Here is a 16,172-nt window from a genome sequence, read left to right on the forward strand (position 1 = left end):
CTGAAGAGATAATAGTAGGAATCGAATATTTTGTCGGAGCGGGATACAACTTTCAACCGTCTAATCTTTGGAATGGAGAAAGCAAAAAACCGAAATGTGAACGCACATTTCGGTTTTTTTAAGATTATAAGGAGGTGCTTAACAGAATATCCCCTTGTGGCGTTGTGCTTTTCGCATTCGGTTCTTTCGTAATCGCAATTGTATCCCATTTATGTTTCCCTTCGTAATTAATCACATAAGATACTGCGCCCAGTCCATCACTGTTCGGGACAAACGTTCCTGCCCGATAAGGTTTTTCATCTTCCAGAACCCAAACTTGATATGTCTCCTCCCCTTCGAGCGGCGGCAATTCGCTTGCTTCCACAATTAAATTTAGCTGTTCGTTTTGTTCAATCATCATTGCGGTTGCTTTGGAATCAACCCCTTCAGATGCTTGAAGTGTCGCCTTCCTTTGCACAACATCTAGAGATGTCTTCGGTTTAGCTTCTTGTTTATTATTATCATCTCTATCTTGTTTTATATAAACGAGTGCTGCACCATTACCTACTAGTGACAACACTAAAACTGCAGCTATTAATGGCTGGTACCAGCTTTTTCGCCGTCTAACAGGAACTTTTTCAGGCCCCCCGCCGATATCTTTCTGGGGATCCGCTTGCTCATTTGTCTGCAGTATATTAGAAAGGACACGTTGTTTCATTTCTGTCGGTGGTTCGATTGGTTCACTGCTGTATGGCAGGTCTTCGGTAAGTTCTTGTAACTCCTTCAGCTCATCCTGACAGTCCTGACATTGTTGCAAATGAGCTTCATACATTTGCTGTTCCTCTGGAGTTAATTGATCATTAAAATAATCAAGCAATAAATCGCAGTGTTTTTCATTGCTCATTCCCGAACCCCCCTTTCCTGTTGCTCCGTCATACGTTCTCTAAGATGTTTTAACGCCAAGCGTACTCTTCCTTTAACCGTTCCAAGCGGAATATCATATTCAGATGCAATGGTCGATTGCGACATCCCTTTGAAATAAAACAGCTCGATAATTTCCTGTTGTTCTATCGTCAGATGTTTTACGGCATGGCGAATATGCTCGCCACTTTCTTTCCATTCTACAACCTCTTCCGTTGACGGTTGTTTATCTGTGACGACGTCATTTTCCGTTAATTCGTATGGTGTCTCTTTCTTCTTGCGTAATAGATCAATACTTGTGTTTCGGGTTACGGTTAAGAGCCATGAGGAAAATTTTCCTTTTGATTCATCGTATGTTCCTTTTTTTAACCATACTTTTGTGAAGACTTCCTGCACCACTTCTTCACTAAGAAACGTATTATTCGTCATTCGATATGCAAAAGAGAATATAAGTTTTTCATAGCGATCATAGAGTTGTTCAAGTGCTGCTTCATCATTATGCCCAATTCGTTTGTATAATTCCAGATCATGTTCTCGCATAACGTTCTCCTTTGAAAAGATATATAAATATCATAACATAATAAATAAAAGTAAACGGAATATGCTATTCATCTTTTCTCCCTAAGTATACGGAATACCAATTAAAAAAGATCACTAGCTATCCAAAAAAATCCGTAAATGTTTTAACCAAAGCAAAACGGGAACACACATAATAGAACGAGCATTTAATAGAAAGGATAGATCTTCATGCGAAATATACAGTATCAACCAACGAAAAACAAACAGCTTTCTGATGCACAGGAAGTACATTATGCAAAAGAATTTAAACAAGCAGATATTGCTGGCGGTTATCGGAGACCACGTGTGAACGAAGCCAAACGAGAAAATCCAAAGCTTATGAAGTAAGATAGAATTTCACCCCATTTTTACTTTCAACTTTATATATTTTGCTTCAAAAGACACATGAACCTGTTCATGTGTCTTTTTCCATGGGATAAATAACATTTTTGTTGTATGGCTGAAACTTTTCATCCATGTTATCGTAGTACTAGTAAAGAATGAAAATGGAGGTAAGCAGTTATGTCAGAACCTGCAATGCAGCTACACGATGTGAAGAAAAACATCAGCAACAAGAACATTATAAAAGGGGTGTCCTTTACGATTAACCCTGGTGAAGTGTTTGGATTTATCGGGCCAAACGGTGCTGGTAAAACCACCACCATCCGGATGATGGTCGGCTTGATGCACATTACCAGCGGAGATATTCGTATTCTGGGGAAAAGTATTAAAAGCGATTATAAACGAGCGGCCCGCGAGATCGGTGCGATTGTCGAGAATCCAGAAATGTATCCGTTTATGACCGGGATGCAAAACCTTAATCACTTTGCCCGCATGGTTCCTGGCGTGACCAAGGAGCGAATTCGAGAGGTAGTCGCGCTCGTTGGATTGGAACAAGCTGTCAAATACAAAGTTGGGAAATATTCATTAGGGATGCGCCAGCGTCTAGGAATCGCACAGGCCCTATTGCATAAGCCGTCAATATTAATCCTTGACGAACCGACAAACGGATTAGATCCAGCTGGTATTCGGGAAATTCGTACATATATTAGAAGTTTAGCAGAAAAGGAAAACGTTGCTGTCATTATCTCCAGTCACCTATTGTCTGAAGTGGAACTGATGTGTGACCGGATCGGAATTATCAAAAACGGCGAATTAATTGCTATCCAACAAGTGAACGAAACAACCGACGAACAAAAAGCAATCCAGGTACAGATGGAGGTAACACCGCCGGAAAAAGCCAAAGAAGTATTGATGGCAAATCATCAACTGGATGCTGCTATTAAGGACAAGCTGCTGCAATTTCGCAGTAAAAAAGAGGATGTGCCAAAGCTGATTCAAACGCTGGTTGACCATGGTATCGCCATCTACCAGGTTAGTGCTGCGAAGGCATCGTTAGAAGATAAATTTTTCGATTTGATTGGGGAGAACACGATTGAGTAACTTTTTTAAACTACTATATAATGAACAACTAAAAATTTATATCCGTAAGTCCACTTGGGTTATGTACATTTTATTGGCAGCTATTATTATCGGAACAGCCTTTATTACAAATTCCTTTGGTGATCTGAATGAAGAATATCAAGGAAGTGACTGGCGGGAAGTATTGCAGCAAAAAAACGACGACATGACAAAAGAAATGCAAGAAGACGAAGATATGCAAGGGCTTCATGATTATGACATTACCAAAAACAATTACTATCTGGAGCACGATCTTCAACCAGCCAAATATGATGCATGGCAATTTGTGATGGAAAACAAAATGCTGCTGTCACTTGTAACACTTTTTACCATTATTGTGTCCGCGGGCATCGTCGCCAATGAATTTAAATGGGGAACAATTAAATTACTACTGATTCGTCCCATATCTCGGACGAAAATTTTAATTTCAAAATATATTTCAACATTATTATTCGCACTCTTTACGCTGTTAGCTGTCTTAATTTTTTCCTGGATAGTTGGAGCTATCTTCTTCGGTGTCAACGGAATAAACACCCATATTCTGGAAACAACAATGGATGGTGGCTTTGTTGAAACGTCCGTGATTAAAGGTATTATTACCGGCTATGGTTATCAACTGGTAAACCTTGTCGTCATGGCAACCTTTGCCTTTATGATCTCTACCATCTTCCGGCAGAGCTCATTGGCCATTGGATTGGCAATCTTCCTGATGTTTGCCGGCAGTTCCATTGTTGGCTATTTCGCTGACAAAAGCTTTGCAAAATATATTTTATTCGCCAATACTGACTTAAGCCAATATGCACACGGTGCGGAACCATTCATCAAAGGAATGTCACTTGGCTTCTCGATTACGGTGCTCATTGTCTACTACATTATCTTTCTTATTGTATCTTGGCTATTCTTTACCAAGCGTGATGTAGCAGGGCAATAATATAGAGTTTATATTGAACAAAGGTGCAAGCGGCCGGTTAGAGACGTATAGATTGGACTGAGCCGTAAGAGATAAAGGAAACATGCCCCTGTAATAGGGATATGCCAACGTTCGCCGCAAAGGCCGGTTTTAGTCGGCCTACCTTTGTCCCTCGAACCGATGTCGACTTATCGTACGGAAGCGGGTGTTGGCTACTAGTTCTCTGGGCGCTGGAGCCGGATGGGGCTCAACGTGACCATCCATTTACCCACAGGCATAGAAATTTATAATTCCCAAGGTGACAAAAAAGGTAAAATGCAGGAGATTCAATCTGTTGCGTTTTACTTTTTTGTCTGTTTTATTCTTTCGCATCGTGCCTGTTTAACGGTAGTAATAGGAAATGTCAATCATTTTGGTGTTAATAATCACAACATTCCATTTCATTGAAAAAGCGCTATCGTTTTTTGGTATATAATGTTATATTCATCTGAAAGGAGATGGCTGATTTGAATATGATTCAGCAGTGGAAGCAAGCCGATAGTGATTTTATCAGGAAAAAGGTAATTGAGCACAATATGGAACAACTTCCTGATAAAGTGAAACTTCATTCAGTGGGGGGTCCCTTTCTCCCCACTGAATGTTAGTTGAACAGCATCGGGCCTTTACGGGCAGTTGACCCCCACTTATCTTTTTTAGTCTCACCTCAAAAGCTTGAAGTGGGGGTCTTAATGCCCGTTAAGGCGGGATAAGCTTAAAACTCCTAATGAAAATGTTAGTTTCATTCTCAAGGATGATTCAGGCGAAATTAGAGGAGGAATCACAGCAAATGTCTTCTGGCATCACATGCACATTGAATTCTTGTGGGTTGATAAAAGTGTTAGAGGGAAAGGTTTTGGCCGTGAACTTTTAAAAAAGATAGAAACCTTAGCAATAGATAAGGGATGTCGATTTATTTTCTTAGATACATTCAGTTTCCAAGCTCCAGGATTCTATAAAAGCAATGGATATGAAGTTTTCGGCACTATCGAAGACCATCCAAAAGGATTTAATCAGTATTTTTTACATAAAAAATTGGATGTATAATTGTTCCCGTCTAGGGTGCAGTTTCGGAAAAAGCGGGCAATTTTAGGGCGGACAATAAGCAGGAGAAAATTTGGAAATAATCTCAAATACTTACCTATTGCTAACAATAATGGAACAACTATGGACTGATAAGTAGTCCATTTTCTTGGTCTTTTCTCGGTTACAGAGTTGGATTCTAGAAAAATACTTATATGACACGGAGGGCTGAAATGAAAAAATACGGAAACGATTTATTTAAAGGGGCAGCACAGTATTATGCAAAGTTTAGACCAATGTACCCTTCTTCTCTGATAAGATACTTAGTTCACAAATTTTCTCTAAATGGGGAGCAATATCTATTGGATTTAGGTTGTGGTACAGGTCGCCTTACAATAAGATTTTCTGATTGGTGTAATAAGATAGTTGGAATAGACACTGAACCGGAAATGATAGCGGAGGCTGAACGTCTCCATCAAGAAACGAGGCTGGGCGACATACATTGGTTTAACGGGAATTTAGAACAATATAGACAAGAGTATAATGCAAGATTCCATCTTGTTACAATAGCTAAAGCTTTTCATTGGATGGACCGTCCCAGGGTGTTAGAAGAGGTGTATGGAATAGTAAATGCTGGAGGTGGTATTGCTATTATAGATGATTATGAACCGAATAAGATCCTGACACCTTGGCAAAAACGGCTAAATGATGTGATTGAACAATGGTACGGAAAAGACAGGCGCGCTGGAAATACTACATATAAACACCCTGTCACAAGCCATGAACAAATGATCGCCGATTCGAAATTTAACGTCGAAATTCACCAATTACCTTATGAAATTACCTGGACGATTGAATCGATCCTTGGAAATCTTTATTCAACATCATATGGTTCTAAACGTTTTCTTAAAGATAAGCTTGACGCATTTGAAAAGGAACTAAAAGACGCACTGCTTGATATTAATCAATCCGGTATTTTCAAAGAAAAATTGAATTTATCAGTAAAACTTGGCATCAAAAATTAAATTGCTTATTCATCAATAGAGCGCGATTGTGTAGCAATATTTGATCTTTAAATATGGTGTTTTGTTACATTTAATAAAATATTCATGGAATAACATGGCAACAGCTAAGAATTGTTTACAAAACCCTTTTCTTACCTACATTTATTCCGCAATTCCAAGTTAGCAGTGGATTTCGTACTGCAATCCACTGCATTTAGGTTCCTATTTCACAGGGATCCAGATTTCTGAATATAAATCAGGTCTGGAAGGATTTTCATCTGAGTAGACTTCTAGCTCTGGTGTTCCTGCATGTTTGTAACCGCTGGAGGGAAACCATTCTGAAACAATTTGTTTCCACACCTTTTGCATTGCATCCGGCATTGGTCCGTGAACCTCAAATACAGCCCATTTGGATGCGGGAATTCCCAAGGTTGACAATCCATCAGGTGCGCTACCCTCGTGTGCTGTACCTATCCAATAATCAATGGATTGTGAATCCTTTCCAACGCATACCCCCACTACCCCTTCAACCGAACCATTATTCAATTGAAACAATCGCTCGTCTGTGCCATCTGCATTTAGCTTATCCCACATTTTGGGGATGCCCACTAGATTATCCTCCTTAACCAGTGAAAATTCCCGTTTCATCCCTACAATCTGAAATCCCTCACGTTCAACCATTTTGACCTTCATCGATTCTACTCCTTTCAGACTCACCTGTACTACCAGGCGGTGATAAGACTTTAGCTTTCCCGTGCGCTTTCGTACTTCGCTTGGTGTTACACCATGTTGCCGTCGAAAAGCCTTTGAGAAAGCTTCGGGAGTGTCGTAACCATATTTGTAGGCGAGGTCAATAACCTTTGTGTTCGATCTTGTTAACTCATAAGCGGCTAATGTCAGGCGACGACGTCTCAGGTATTCTCCAACGGATATATCAGTTAATATCGCAAATGTACGCTGAAAATGAAACACGGAAAAGTTCGTCTGTTGAGCAATACTTTCCATCGAAAGGTCCTCAAGTAAATGATCCTCCATATAATCTATTGCTGCCTGTAATGATTCCACCCACCTCATGTCACTCACTCCTTGTTTACATCCTAGCAGAGCATTATCTAGTATTCCTGTCTTCTTGTGCTTTGTTCGGACAGTATTTTTGAAGACGCTAATTTTATCCGTTCATGTTTTTTTAAGATTAGCATAATGTGCACGCCTTACCTCGAAAAAATTTGCCTATCAAAATTTCGATAAGCAAACTCCAGTGTATTGTTTCATTTTGATAATGCAATTTTTATATGGGTTAAGTGGTGCTCTTCGTGCCAAGCTAATTTTGCAACCTTTGTCGCAACTGTGATTTCACCATTATGCTGAAGCGTAAAAACACGATCTAATTGTCCTTGTGTTAAACTATTCCCTAAAGCTACGATACGCTCATTTATACCTTCCAGCATTTGAATGGAACTTTCTACAGGGAGCTTTGTATCTGGTTGAACAGCCCATTTTTCTTGATCAAAAGCCGGTACTGTTGGATTTTCGTCTGTTAAAGCCAGCTTTAAACGTTGATACATATTCAACTGGGAATCTGCAATGTGATGAACGAGTTGACGAACCGTCCAACTGCCATCACGATATGTTTTGCTTAATTCCTCATCATTTAATGAGTCAACCGTTTCTCTTAACCGAATTGTGTAAGTTTCGATTTCCTTTAGCCATTCTTGAATATTTTCTAATGTTACGCTTTCAGGAACTTCTAATCCCCCAATCGGGTATCTTACATTCATTTTTCAATTCCCCCTTTTTTCAAAATCCCCATTATATTTTAACATAAATATCTCATCCCCTTATAAGTATTATTCGAAATGTGTACTTGCTTTGTTGTATTAGGAACATGGAAGCCAATCCGTTCCATCGTCTGACTTTTATATTCTTGTCCATTACGCAAAAAATCCGGAAGAATGTTATTTATCCATTCTCCCGGATCAAATGAAAGTTATCCCAAGTTAGCTCGTCTAGCTGCTTTTTCCCGTTCGTTTTTGTTAAGGATTTTCTTACGTAAACGAACGGACTCTGGTGTTACTTCACAATATTCATCATCGTTCAAGTACTCAATTGCTTCTTCCAATGACATACTTCTTGTTTTACGAATGGTTGCTGTTTGGTCCTTTGTTGCGGAACGAACATTCGTTAAATGTTTTTCTTTCGTTATATTAACGGTTAGGTCATTTTCACGATTATGCTCCCCAACAATCATTCCGGCATAAATTTCGGTACCTGGTTCAACGAATATCACACCACGGTCTTCCAGCTGCATAATCCCGTATGTTGTCGCCTTGCCATTTTCCAATCCAACAAGTACGCCTTCGCGACGGCCGCCAACATAGCCTTTATAAACAGGCTCGTATGAATCAAAGGTATGGTTTAAAATGCCGTAACCATGCGTTTGCGTCATGAATTCAGTGGTATAGCCGAGCAATCCGCGTGATGGCACTTTAAACTCGATCCGGACCTGGCCATTGCCGTGGTTGACCATATCAAGCATTTCCCCTTTACGGGCGCCAAGCGACTCCATTACACCACCAGTGTATTCTTCCGGAATATCTACTTGTACGCGCTCGATCGGTTCACATTGCTTTCCATCGATTTCCTTGATAATAACCTTAGGCTTGGATAGTTGCAGCTCATAGCCTTCCCGACGCATGTTTTCAATCAGGATGGACAAGTGTAATTCCCCACGTCCAGAGACAATCCAAGCATCAGGTGATTCGGTTGGATCGACGCGCAGACTAACATCCGTTTCTAATTGCTTCAAAAGACGTTCTTCAATTCGTCTGGAGGTGATATATTTTCCTTCTTTACCGGCAAATGGACTGTTGTTCACTAGAAAAGTCATTTGCAAGGTCGGCTCATCAATTCGCAGCATTGGCAAAGCTTCCGGATGATCTTGCGGGCAAATGGTTTCCCCGATGTTCAAATCATCTAAACCTGCTATGGCAACAATATCGCCTGCTTTGGCTTCCTGGATTTCCGTTCGTTTCAACCCAATAAATCCAAATAATTTGCTGACGCGGAATGATTTCTGAGTTCCATCTTTTTTCAAAACAACAACCTGTTGACCGACTTTAATTTTTCCACGGAACACACGGCCAATTCCAATTCGTCCTACGTAATCATTATAATCCAGTAATGTTACTTGAAATTGTAGTGGTTCATTGACTGTATCAGCTGGAGCTGGAATGTGCTCCATAATCGTTTTAAAAACAGGGTCCATTGTTTCCTGCTGATCATCTGGCTCGTCACTGGATGTCCCATTTAAAGCGGACGCATAAACAACCGGGAATTCCAGTTGATCATCATCTGCACCAAGTTCAATAAACAGATCCAATACTTCATCGATAACCTCATTTGGACGAGCATTAGGCCGGTCGATTTTATTCAAAATAACGACAGGTGTCAGTTTTTGCTCCAGCGCTTTTTTTAATACAAAGCGAGTCTGCGGCATACACCCTTCATAGGCATCCACCACTAACAACACGCCATCAACCATTTTCATAATCCGTTCCACTTCACCGCCAAAGTCCGCGTGACCTGGTGTATCCAAAATATTGATCACTGTATCGTTATAATTAATCGCGGTGTTTTTCGCCAGAATCGTAATTCCACGTTCGCGTTCGATGTCCCCAGAATCCATGGCCCGTTCGTCTACATGTTCGTTTTCCCGAAAAGTACCCGAGTATTTTAACAGCTGGTCCACCAGTGTCGTTTTTCCATGGTCAACGTGGGCAATAATCGCGATATTACGTATATCTTCTCTTAATTGCATAAAAGTACGCTCCTTATTATTACGGTTAACGTTAAAACTTCATTTCCCATCTGTTGAAATGAATGTTGAACGATTTATTTATCTTCAGCAATGCCTATTTAAAGGCGGATTTGCTTATCAATTCCGTTATAGATGACTCAAACTATACTATTATATCACAAAACATCACAGAGTAAAACTATAATTTAGTCGCTTGAAATTGCAAACTGAATTTTGCTCCGCCTAAGTCGGACTTCCCAACAGTTATCGTGCCATTCGATTGCTCAACTATCGCACGGGCAATCGCAAGCCCTAGACCTGTTTCCCCATTTTTTCCTTTCACAAACCGGTGAAAGATATGCGGGATCAGTTCGGGTGCTATCCCTTCCCCATCGTCTTCAATGGTGATGACGGTCTTACCCGCTTGTCTGTTTGCTTGAATCTCAACGCGTGATGTTGCATGGCGCAATCCATTAAATGTAATATTTAATAATGCTTGAAGTAGCTTTTCCTGATCAACAAACAATGTCGTACCTGCTTCTACATGATCGTTAATCGTAATTCCCTGTTCATTAACCAGCGGCAAAGCCCGTTCCATCACCTGGTCAACTAATTCCCGGGCTGTCGTCACTTCGGGCTTATTTACCGTTTGTTCACTATCCAACTTCGCTAGTAATATCATCTCATTAATTATTTTTTTTAATCGTTTGACCTCTTTGACCATAATTTCCAAACCTTTTTCCTCATCCTGTTTGGAAAAAATCCGGTCATGAATTCCCTCCGCATAGCCTTGAATTGTCATGAGCGGGGTTTTTAACTCGTGGCTTGCGTTTTGGAAAAATGCTTGCTGCGATTTCATATAACGCTGCAATTCATCCGCCATTTCATAGATACTTTGTTCCACCTCTTTAATTTCTCCTGTCGCCTGCACATGTTCGATTTGATCAAACTGTCGCTTTTCGACTTTTTTCAACTGCCATTTTAATTTAGTTAGTGGTGTCACCAGTTTATTGGTCAAAAAATAACTAATAATGATGGCAGCAATCGCTCCGATCAAGAACACAATCAGCAACCGTTGAATATAATTGTGCTGGACAGCCTGCAAATCCTTTAATGGCGTTAATAAGATCAATTCCAGTCCGGAACTTTCCGGATAAAACAGGATGCGCGAGGTAACATATTTATCATTTTGATACTCCCAAAGCTGTTTTTTTTCATCAGCAAAATTATTATTATGAAAAAAACCTGCCGCAGCACGCTGTGACATCGTGGAATCAAGCACTCGGTTGTGGGCCCGATCATACATAAAGAGCTGCAGATCCTTATCTTGTAAAAAATCGCTGAATTGCTCAATATTCTGCTGACTGGAATCCTCATCATTAAGAATACTAACCAGTATTTCCCCTTTTTGTTTTAATTGCCGTTGCTCATCCTGAACCAGCAAATCGAGTATTAAGGAATAAATGATAAACCCAGTAACAGCAAGAATCACCAGCAGCAATGTGGTAAACGCGATGTTTAATTGATGTTGAAGTTTCATAACACCTATTCCTCTTCAGAACGAAGACGATACCCATAGCCCCAGACGGTTTCCAATTGGATATCCTTCAATTTTTTTCGAATCCGCTTTACCAGATCATCTACTGCGCGATCACTGCCAAAATAATCCTCTCCCCAAATTCTTGTCAACAATTCCTCTCTGGAAAACGCCCGATTTACATTTTCTGCGAATAATAATAGCATATCAAACTCCTTGGTCGTAACCTCTTGTTCGATTCCGTTCCAGAACACCAGCCGGTCTCCTTTATAAATAAGCAGATGGTCCACCTTCACCTTATCTTGAACGGGATCATTTGTATTGATCACCAGGTTGGATCGCTTCAACAGCCGCTTCACACGCGCAATTAATTCTCGAGGGCTAAAAGGTTTCGTCAAATAATCATCACTGCCAAGTTCTAATCCCAGAATTTTATCGACCTCTTCGTCTTTAGCAGAGATGATAATGATTGGCACTTCACTTTCCTGCCGAATTCGCTTGCAAAAATCATATCCATCCATGCCCGGAAGCATAATATCGAGAATCCATAAATCTGGCGGCTGTGTTTCCCAAAGCTCCAACGCCTTTTCCGCCGTATCATGTATTGTCACTATGAAACCTTCCTTCTCCAGATACGCCGAAACGATATTCTGTATATTACCATCATCCTCTACCACACCAATATGATAATCCAATTCCATTGCCCCCTTTAAGACAGGTCAAGTCCATTGTAAAAAAGAAACTGCCTTTTTAAAAAAACTGCATTTCACGTTTGTTTTCATGCGCTCACGGTCCGGTTTCGGTATACTCACGCACGTTTTGAGTATACGGCACCTTTCGTCACGCTTACGCCCGTTTTCGTTTAGCTATGGCACGTTTAAGTATATAGATACGGCACCTTGCTGCCACATAATATTGCCTGTTCTTGTGTGACTACTGCACGATTTCGTCTAACTATCGTCCGCTTTCGTCACACTCTCGTCCATTTTAACTCACTCTTTACCAAGTAAATGATATGCTTTTCAATCGTCCTAGACAGGTTCCTTATTCATTTTTTATCAATAACTGCCATTTCTTTTTCATTGCTACTTTTATTTTTACACAAAATGGGGAATATGAACAATGAAAAGGGAATTACATACTTTTTCTACAATTGTCCTTTATTTCTTCCAAAGCAAGTTATTATAATAAAAATAGAAATTATGACGAAGAGGTGATCCGCATGGATTATAATGATGAACAAAATAAACAGCAGGATCAACAGCAGCAACAGTCCAATGACAAGAACATTGACAATCAATCGGAATTTCAAGGCCGTCCGTATGAACATAACCAAACAGAAAAAGGACCCGGGTTGACAAAGCCGTCAAAACAGCAAAGACCGAAACGGCCGAAATCATCCCATCCATTAATAAGTGGACTTGTTGGTGGCTTGATTTCTGCAGTAATTGTTGCAGCCTTATTTCTGACAAATATTATTCCAACAGGCAATATCAATCAGGATACAAGTAGCAGTGAAACAAACAGCTCAACAAATGACCAGCAAGAAGCTGCACCCACCATTTCCAATACTGTTTCTTCAGACGATGCAGATGTGGCCTCCGATATCGATGAGGTATCGAAAGCTGTTGTCGGCGTCATTAACAAACAACAAACAAGTGCATGGGAGCCAAGCCAGGATGCTGGATCAGGATCTGGAATCATTTATAAAAAGAAAGATGGTAAAGCTTACGTCGTTACCAATAATCATGTTGTAAATGGTGCTTCAGAAGTAGACGTTGCATTAGATGAAAAAGAAAAGATGAAGGCAAAAGTATTAGGGACCGATGAACTAACCGATTTAGCTGTTTTACAAATTGATGGAAGTAAAATAGACACTGTAGCAAAATTAGGTAAGTCTGCTGACCTTACCGTTGGCGACACGGTTATCGCAATTGGTAACCCACTTGGCATGGAGTTCTCTGGTTCAGTGACCAAGGGTATTATTAGTGGTTTAGAGCGGAACATCGCAGTTGATACAAACGGTGATAATCAGCCTGACTGGTCAACCGAGGTTATCCAAACCGATGCAGCAATCAACCCAGGAAACAGTGGCGGAGCCCTCGTGAATAAAGATGGTGAGGTCGTGGGCATTAACTCGATGAAGATTGCCCAGCAAGCGGTCGAAGGAATCGGCTTTGCTATTCCGATGGATTCGGCAAAACCAATCATGGAAGAACTAGAAGCGAGCGGCAAGATCGATCGGCCATTTATTGGCATCAGCACAGCTGCACTTGATGAGGTTCCACCGCAATACCAGGAAAACATTCAACTTCCAAAGAATGTGAAAAACGGTATGGTCGTTGCGAATGTAGAGCCAAGTTCCCCTGCAGATGAGGCTGGGCTTAAACAGTTCGATGTGATCACAAAAATTGATGGCAAAGAAATTGACTCCATTTTGGATTTGCGCAAATATATGTACTCCGAAACAAAGGTCGGTGATACCGTCAAGCTAGAGGTTTACCAAAACGGCAAACCAAAAACGATGGAGATTACCCTAACAAAGCGCAAGGATCAATGAAGCTTTATCGAAAAAAACACAAAGGGAAACAAACCCGTTTTAAAAAAAGGGTTGTTTCCCTTCTTTTTTATGCAATTAACCGATATAATCTATAATGTGTACTTTCGTCTAAATGTGTACCTTCCAGGTTTAATTTTTATAATTTGCCAATAAAGAGGAATTTCACAAAATTTGTCGAAAGTATAGTAAAATAGAGCGGATAGTCTTCGATGGATGATTATCCCTAATAATAAGTAAGGAAGTGATGTCATGCATTGTCCACAATGTGGTCAAGAAACGGAAGAAGGGAAGTTTTGTACGAACTGCGGCGCACAATTACCAAGTGCTGAACCAGCTGCAGCCAAGGACCAGGATCCGGCAGTTCATGCAACAACTGTCAATCACCAGCCGGTTACCGCCAACGCACAGACGCAGCAAGTCAATCAAAACGAAGCTGTTGAGAAAGTGAAAACTGCTGGTACGAATTTTGGTCATTTCTTTCTCACACTGTTGAAGAAACCAAGTGAGGCAAGAAACGCTAATAGCAATGATCTAATTTCTGGTATCATCACCATGGTTATTTTTTCATTATTACTGGCCTTAGGACTTCATTTATCGGTTAGCGCGTTAACGGATTCCATTCCTGGTGACCTTTTCGGAGATTTCGGCGGGTCCGACATGTCCTTTTTTGATTCATTCGTTTTACCGTTAGTTGAATTTATCCTATTGTTTTTAATTGTTTCTGCGTTAACGTTTGCCGGAACAAAGCTAGCAACCAATGCATTCACGTTCACAGACGTGCTTGGAAAATATGGTGCGTACCAGGTTCCATTTTTATTACTATATGCAGTAGGTTTCCTGTTCGCATTAATCGGACTTACTTCTCTGTCCGCATTTTTGATTATGATCAGTATTTTAGGTACATTAATGGTAGTTCCTACACTTATTTTAATGGAACAGCACGGTAATGGATTTGACCGAGTTTATAGTTTACTGGCAATTTATTTTATCTCACTGCTTGTTTTTGGTTTCTTTATGCAATCCTTTATCGAAACATTGATCAGCTCTTTATTTGGCAGTGTTTTCGACCAATTTGGCGGGTTCTAAAAGAAGTTTCGGAACAAAACGCACAAGTCAATCATTGGCTTGTGCGTTTGTTATCGTATACTTTTCTTATTCATGATCATCATCGTATTGTTCTTCATAGCGATTATGGTTTGGGGTGACACCGGTATACTTCCCATGAATATCAGCAGATAGAAACCCTTCAATATCCTCAGCACTTCCACGGTTCTCATCACTGTTCGGATATACCTGATTATAATCCGCCTGATCACCGTACACGTCAGATGGTGTGTCTGAAGAACCGTATCGATTCACATCCTGCCAGGCATCTTCAGCATCATATTCCGTTTCCACCTCATCTTCCGGCGCATTCGGATTGATATGCGGACTAAATACTTCTTCTTCAATCGGCCGATGAGGGTCAAACGTCGTCGTTGATGCATGGTCCATACAAACATCAGTCGTTGGAACGGCCTCCAGACGGGCAAAGGGTATGTCTTTTCCACACTTGCTGCAAATGCCGTATGTTCCTTGATCGATTGCATGCAGTGACTCATTTATTTCTTCCAGTTCTGTTTCCGCATGCTCGTTTAAGGCCAAATCCTTCCCCCGTTCAAATAATTCTGTCCCATGATCAGCAGGATGATTGTCGTAATTGGACAATTCGCCAATGGACTCCTGGGAAAACTCATATTTCAACCCGAAATGATCCTGTACCTGCTTAATCAACTCATTCTGCCGTTTGGTCAGCACTTGTTTGCATCTATTTAATTGCTCTTGGCTCAGCATTATATTAGCCTCCATTTCAAAAAGTGCGTGAATGAAACACGTCACTTAAGCAACTCTAAAAGGATTGCTAACTATACTATGTGTAAAACAGTAAAGTTGATTCTTCATTTATGTTCCCAAATCATGTCAAAATGCGGGATACCGTCTTCCAGATAAACGTCTGATATTTGCTGAAAACCAAAAGAACCATAAAAAGTTTCTAAGTATGTTTGTGCCTGAATTTTGATCGTTGTTTCCTTCCATTGACCGGTAATAAAGTCAATTGCTTGTTGCATCATTATTTTGGCATAGCCTTCTCCACGATATTTTTCCACTACTAATACCCTGCCAATTGATGCTTCAGGGAATGTGGTACCTGTTGGCAGCAACCGACAGTACGCTGCAATATTATTATTCTCCTTTAAAAATAAATGAATCGCATCCTGATCACAATTATCCAGTTCTTCATACGGACAGGTTTGCTCGACAACAAATACATCAATTCTAGCCTTGATAATCTGGTACAATTCTTTAGCTGGTATTTCATTAAATGATTTTTTAAACCACTGCATTAG

At 40.4% G+C, this 16,172-nt stretch carries 15 protein-coding genes and 1 pseudogene; 7 read left to right on the forward strand and 9 right to left on the reverse strand.

Annotated features, from left to right (window positions below):
- Positions 1 to 124: 124 nt before the first annotated feature.
- On the reverse strand, positions 125 to 883 hold the full coding sequence (locus WMZ97_RS09930) for an anti-sigma factor (protein WP_343271931.1): 759 nt from the start codon (positions 881 to 883) through the stop codon (positions 125 to 127).
- Complete coding sequence (locus WMZ97_RS09935; RefSeq protein ID WP_343271932.1) at positions 880 to 1,440, reverse strand: RNA polymerase sigma factor; 561 nt, start codon at positions 1,438 to 1,440, stop codon at positions 880 to 882. The genes WMZ97_RS09930 and WMZ97_RS09935 overlap by 4 nt, the downstream gene beginning before the upstream one ends.
- 207 nt (positions 1,441 to 1,647) lie before the next feature.
- Here WMZ97_RS09935 and WMZ97_RS09940 point away from each other — a divergent pair, with 207 nt between their 5' ends.
- From WMZ97_RS09940 to WMZ97_RS09960, 5 genes and pseudogenes are all read left to right on the forward strand, one after another.
- Complete coding sequence (locus WMZ97_RS09940; protein WP_343271933.1) at positions 1,648 to 1,806, forward strand: YfhE family protein; 159 nt, start codon at positions 1,648 to 1,650, stop codon at positions 1,804 to 1,806.
- A gap of 174 nt (positions 1,807 to 1,980) precedes the next feature.
- Positions 1,981 to 2,901, forward strand: a complete 921-nt coding sequence (locus WMZ97_RS09945) for an ABC transporter ATP-binding protein (RefSeq protein WP_343271934.1) — start codon at positions 1,981 to 1,983, stop codon at positions 2,899 to 2,901.
- The gene (locus WMZ97_RS09950) at positions 2,894 to 3,850 is read left to right on the forward strand and encodes an ABC transporter permease (RefSeq protein ID WP_343271935.1); all 957 of its coding nucleotides are present in this window, start codon (positions 2,894 to 2,896) and stop codon (positions 3,848 to 3,850) included. The genes WMZ97_RS09945 and WMZ97_RS09950 overlap by 8 nt, the downstream gene beginning before the upstream one ends.
- Positions 3,851 to 4,597: 747 nt before the next feature.
- A pseudogene (locus WMZ97_RS09955) lies at positions 4,598 to 4,912 on the forward strand (GNAT family N-acetyltransferase); the annotation flags it as partial.
- Positions 4,913 to 5,121: 209 nt separating this feature from the next.
- Positions 5,122 to 5,913 carry a class I SAM-dependent methyltransferase gene (locus tag WMZ97_RS09960; protein ID WP_343271936.1) on the forward strand — a complete coding sequence of 264 codons (792 nt, stop codon included), beginning with the start codon at positions 5,122 to 5,124 and terminating at the stop codon, positions 5,911 to 5,913.
- A 201-nt stretch (positions 5,914 to 6,114) separates the two neighbouring features.
- Here WMZ97_RS09960 and WMZ97_RS09965 read toward each other — a convergent pair whose 3' ends face one another.
- The 5 genes from WMZ97_RS09965 to WMZ97_RS09985 form a co-directional block, all read right to left on the reverse strand.
- Positions 6,115 to 6,966, reverse strand: a complete 852-nt coding sequence (locus tag WMZ97_RS09965; RefSeq protein ID WP_343271937.1) for an AraC family transcriptional regulator — start codon at positions 6,964 to 6,966, stop codon at positions 6,115 to 6,117.
- A gap of 194 nt (positions 6,967 to 7,160) precedes the next feature.
- The gene (locus tag WMZ97_RS09970) at positions 7,161 to 7,670 is read right to left on the reverse strand and encodes a YfiT family bacillithiol transferase (protein ID WP_343271938.1); all 510 of its coding nucleotides are present in this window, start codon (positions 7,668 to 7,670) and stop codon (positions 7,161 to 7,163) included.
- 209 nt (positions 7,671 to 7,879) lie between these two features.
- Positions 7,880 to 9,709, reverse strand: a complete 1,830-nt coding sequence (gene typA / locus WMZ97_RS09975) for a translational GTPase TypA (RefSeq protein ID WP_343271939.1) — start codon at positions 9,707 to 9,709, stop codon at positions 7,880 to 7,882.
- Between the two features lie 178 nt (positions 9,710 to 9,887).
- Positions 9,888 to 11,228: a sensor histidine kinase gene (locus WMZ97_RS09980; RefSeq protein ID WP_343271940.1), complete on the reverse strand. Its 1,341-nt coding sequence runs from the start codon at positions 11,226 to 11,228 to the stop codon at positions 9,888 to 9,890.
- Positions 11,229 to 11,233: 5 nt separating this feature from the next.
- Positions 11,234 to 11,920 carry a response regulator transcription factor gene (locus tag WMZ97_RS09985; RefSeq protein WP_343271941.1) on the reverse strand — a complete coding sequence of 229 codons (687 nt, stop codon included), beginning with the start codon at positions 11,918 to 11,920 and terminating at the stop codon, positions 11,234 to 11,236.
- Positions 11,921 to 12,447: 527 nt separating this feature from the next.
- On the opposite strand from WMZ97_RS09985, the gene WMZ97_RS09990 reads away from it, so the two are divergent.
- Positions 12,448 to 13,785, forward strand: a complete 1,338-nt coding sequence (locus WMZ97_RS09990) for a S1C family serine protease (protein WP_343271942.1) — start codon at positions 12,448 to 12,450, stop codon at positions 13,783 to 13,785.
- A 249-nt stretch (positions 13,786 to 14,034) separates the two neighbouring features.
- On the forward strand, positions 14,035 to 14,871 hold the full coding sequence (locus WMZ97_RS09995; RefSeq protein ID WP_343271943.1) for a DUF6574 domain-containing protein: 837 nt from the start codon (positions 14,035 to 14,037) through the stop codon (positions 14,869 to 14,871).
- Between the two features lie 66 nt (positions 14,872 to 14,937).
- Here the strand turns inward: WMZ97_RS09995 and WMZ97_RS10000 are convergent, their stop codons facing one another.
- Positions 14,938 to 15,618 carry a TraR/DksA C4-type zinc finger protein gene (locus WMZ97_RS10000; RefSeq protein WP_343271944.1) on the reverse strand — a complete coding sequence of 227 codons (681 nt, stop codon included), beginning with the start codon at positions 15,616 to 15,618 and terminating at the stop codon, positions 14,938 to 14,940.
- 104 nt (positions 15,619 to 15,722) lie between these two features.
- Positions 15,723 to 16,169: a GNAT family N-acetyltransferase gene (locus tag WMZ97_RS10005; protein WP_343271945.1), complete on the reverse strand. Its 447-nt coding sequence runs from the start codon at positions 16,167 to 16,169 to the stop codon at positions 15,723 to 15,725.
- Between the last annotated feature and the right edge of the window lie 3 nt (positions 16,170 to 16,172).

This window comes from Lentibacillus songyuanensis (genome assembly GCF_039548255.1).
GTDB classification, from domain to species: Bacteria; Bacillota; Bacilli; order Bacillales; family Amphibacillaceae; genus Lentibacillus_C; species Lentibacillus_C songyuanensis.

Excerpts from the sequence above, each read along its gene's own strand:
- WMZ97_RS09935 (WP_343271932.1), bottom strand. The coding sequence starts at position 1,440 with ATGCGAGAACATGATCTGGAATTATACAAACGAATTGGGCATAATGAT.
- WMZ97_RS09960 (WP_343271936.1), top strand. The coding sequence starts at position 5,122 with ATGAAAAAATACGGAAACGATTTATTTAAAGGGGCAGCACAGTATTAT.
- WMZ97_RS09965 (WP_343271937.1), bottom strand. The coding sequence starts at position 6,966 with ATGAGGTGGGTGGAATCATTACAGGCAGCAATAGATTATATGGAGGAT.
- WMZ97_RS09995 (WP_343271943.1), top strand. The coding sequence starts at position 14,035 with ATGCATTGTCCACAATGTGGTCAAGAAACGGAAGAAGGGAAGTTTTGT.
- WMZ97_RS09930 (WP_343271931.1), bottom strand. The coding sequence starts at position 883 with ATGAGCAATGAAAAACACTGCGATTTATTGCTTGATTATTTTAATGAT.
- typA (WP_343271939.1), bottom strand. The coding sequence starts at position 9,709 with ATGCAATTAAGAGAAGATATACGTAATATCGCGATTATTGCCCACGTT.
- WMZ97_RS09940 (WP_343271933.1), top strand. The coding sequence starts at position 1,648 with ATGCGAAATATACAGTATCAACCAACGAAAAACAAACAGCTTTCTGAT.
- WMZ97_RS09980 (WP_343271940.1), bottom strand. The coding sequence starts at position 11,228 with ATGAAACTTCAACATCAATTAAACATCGCGTTTACCACATTGCTGCTG.
- WMZ97_RS09970 (WP_343271938.1), bottom strand. The coding sequence starts at position 7,670 with ATGAATGTAAGATACCCGATTGGGGGATTAGAAGTTCCTGAAAGCGTA.
- WMZ97_RS09990 (WP_343271942.1), top strand. The coding sequence starts at position 12,448 with ATGGATTATAATGATGAACAAAATAAACAGCAGGATCAACAGCAGCAA.
- WMZ97_RS10005 (WP_343271945.1), bottom strand. The coding sequence starts at position 16,169 with ATGCAGTGGTTTAAAAAATCATTTAATGAAATACCAGCTAAAGAATTG.
- WMZ97_RS09945 (WP_343271934.1), top strand. The coding sequence starts at position 1,981 with ATGTCAGAACCTGCAATGCAGCTACACGATGTGAAGAAAAACATCAGC.
- WMZ97_RS10000 (WP_343271944.1), bottom strand. The coding sequence starts at position 15,618 with ATGCTGAGCCAAGAGCAATTAAATAGATGCAAACAAGTGCTGACCAAA.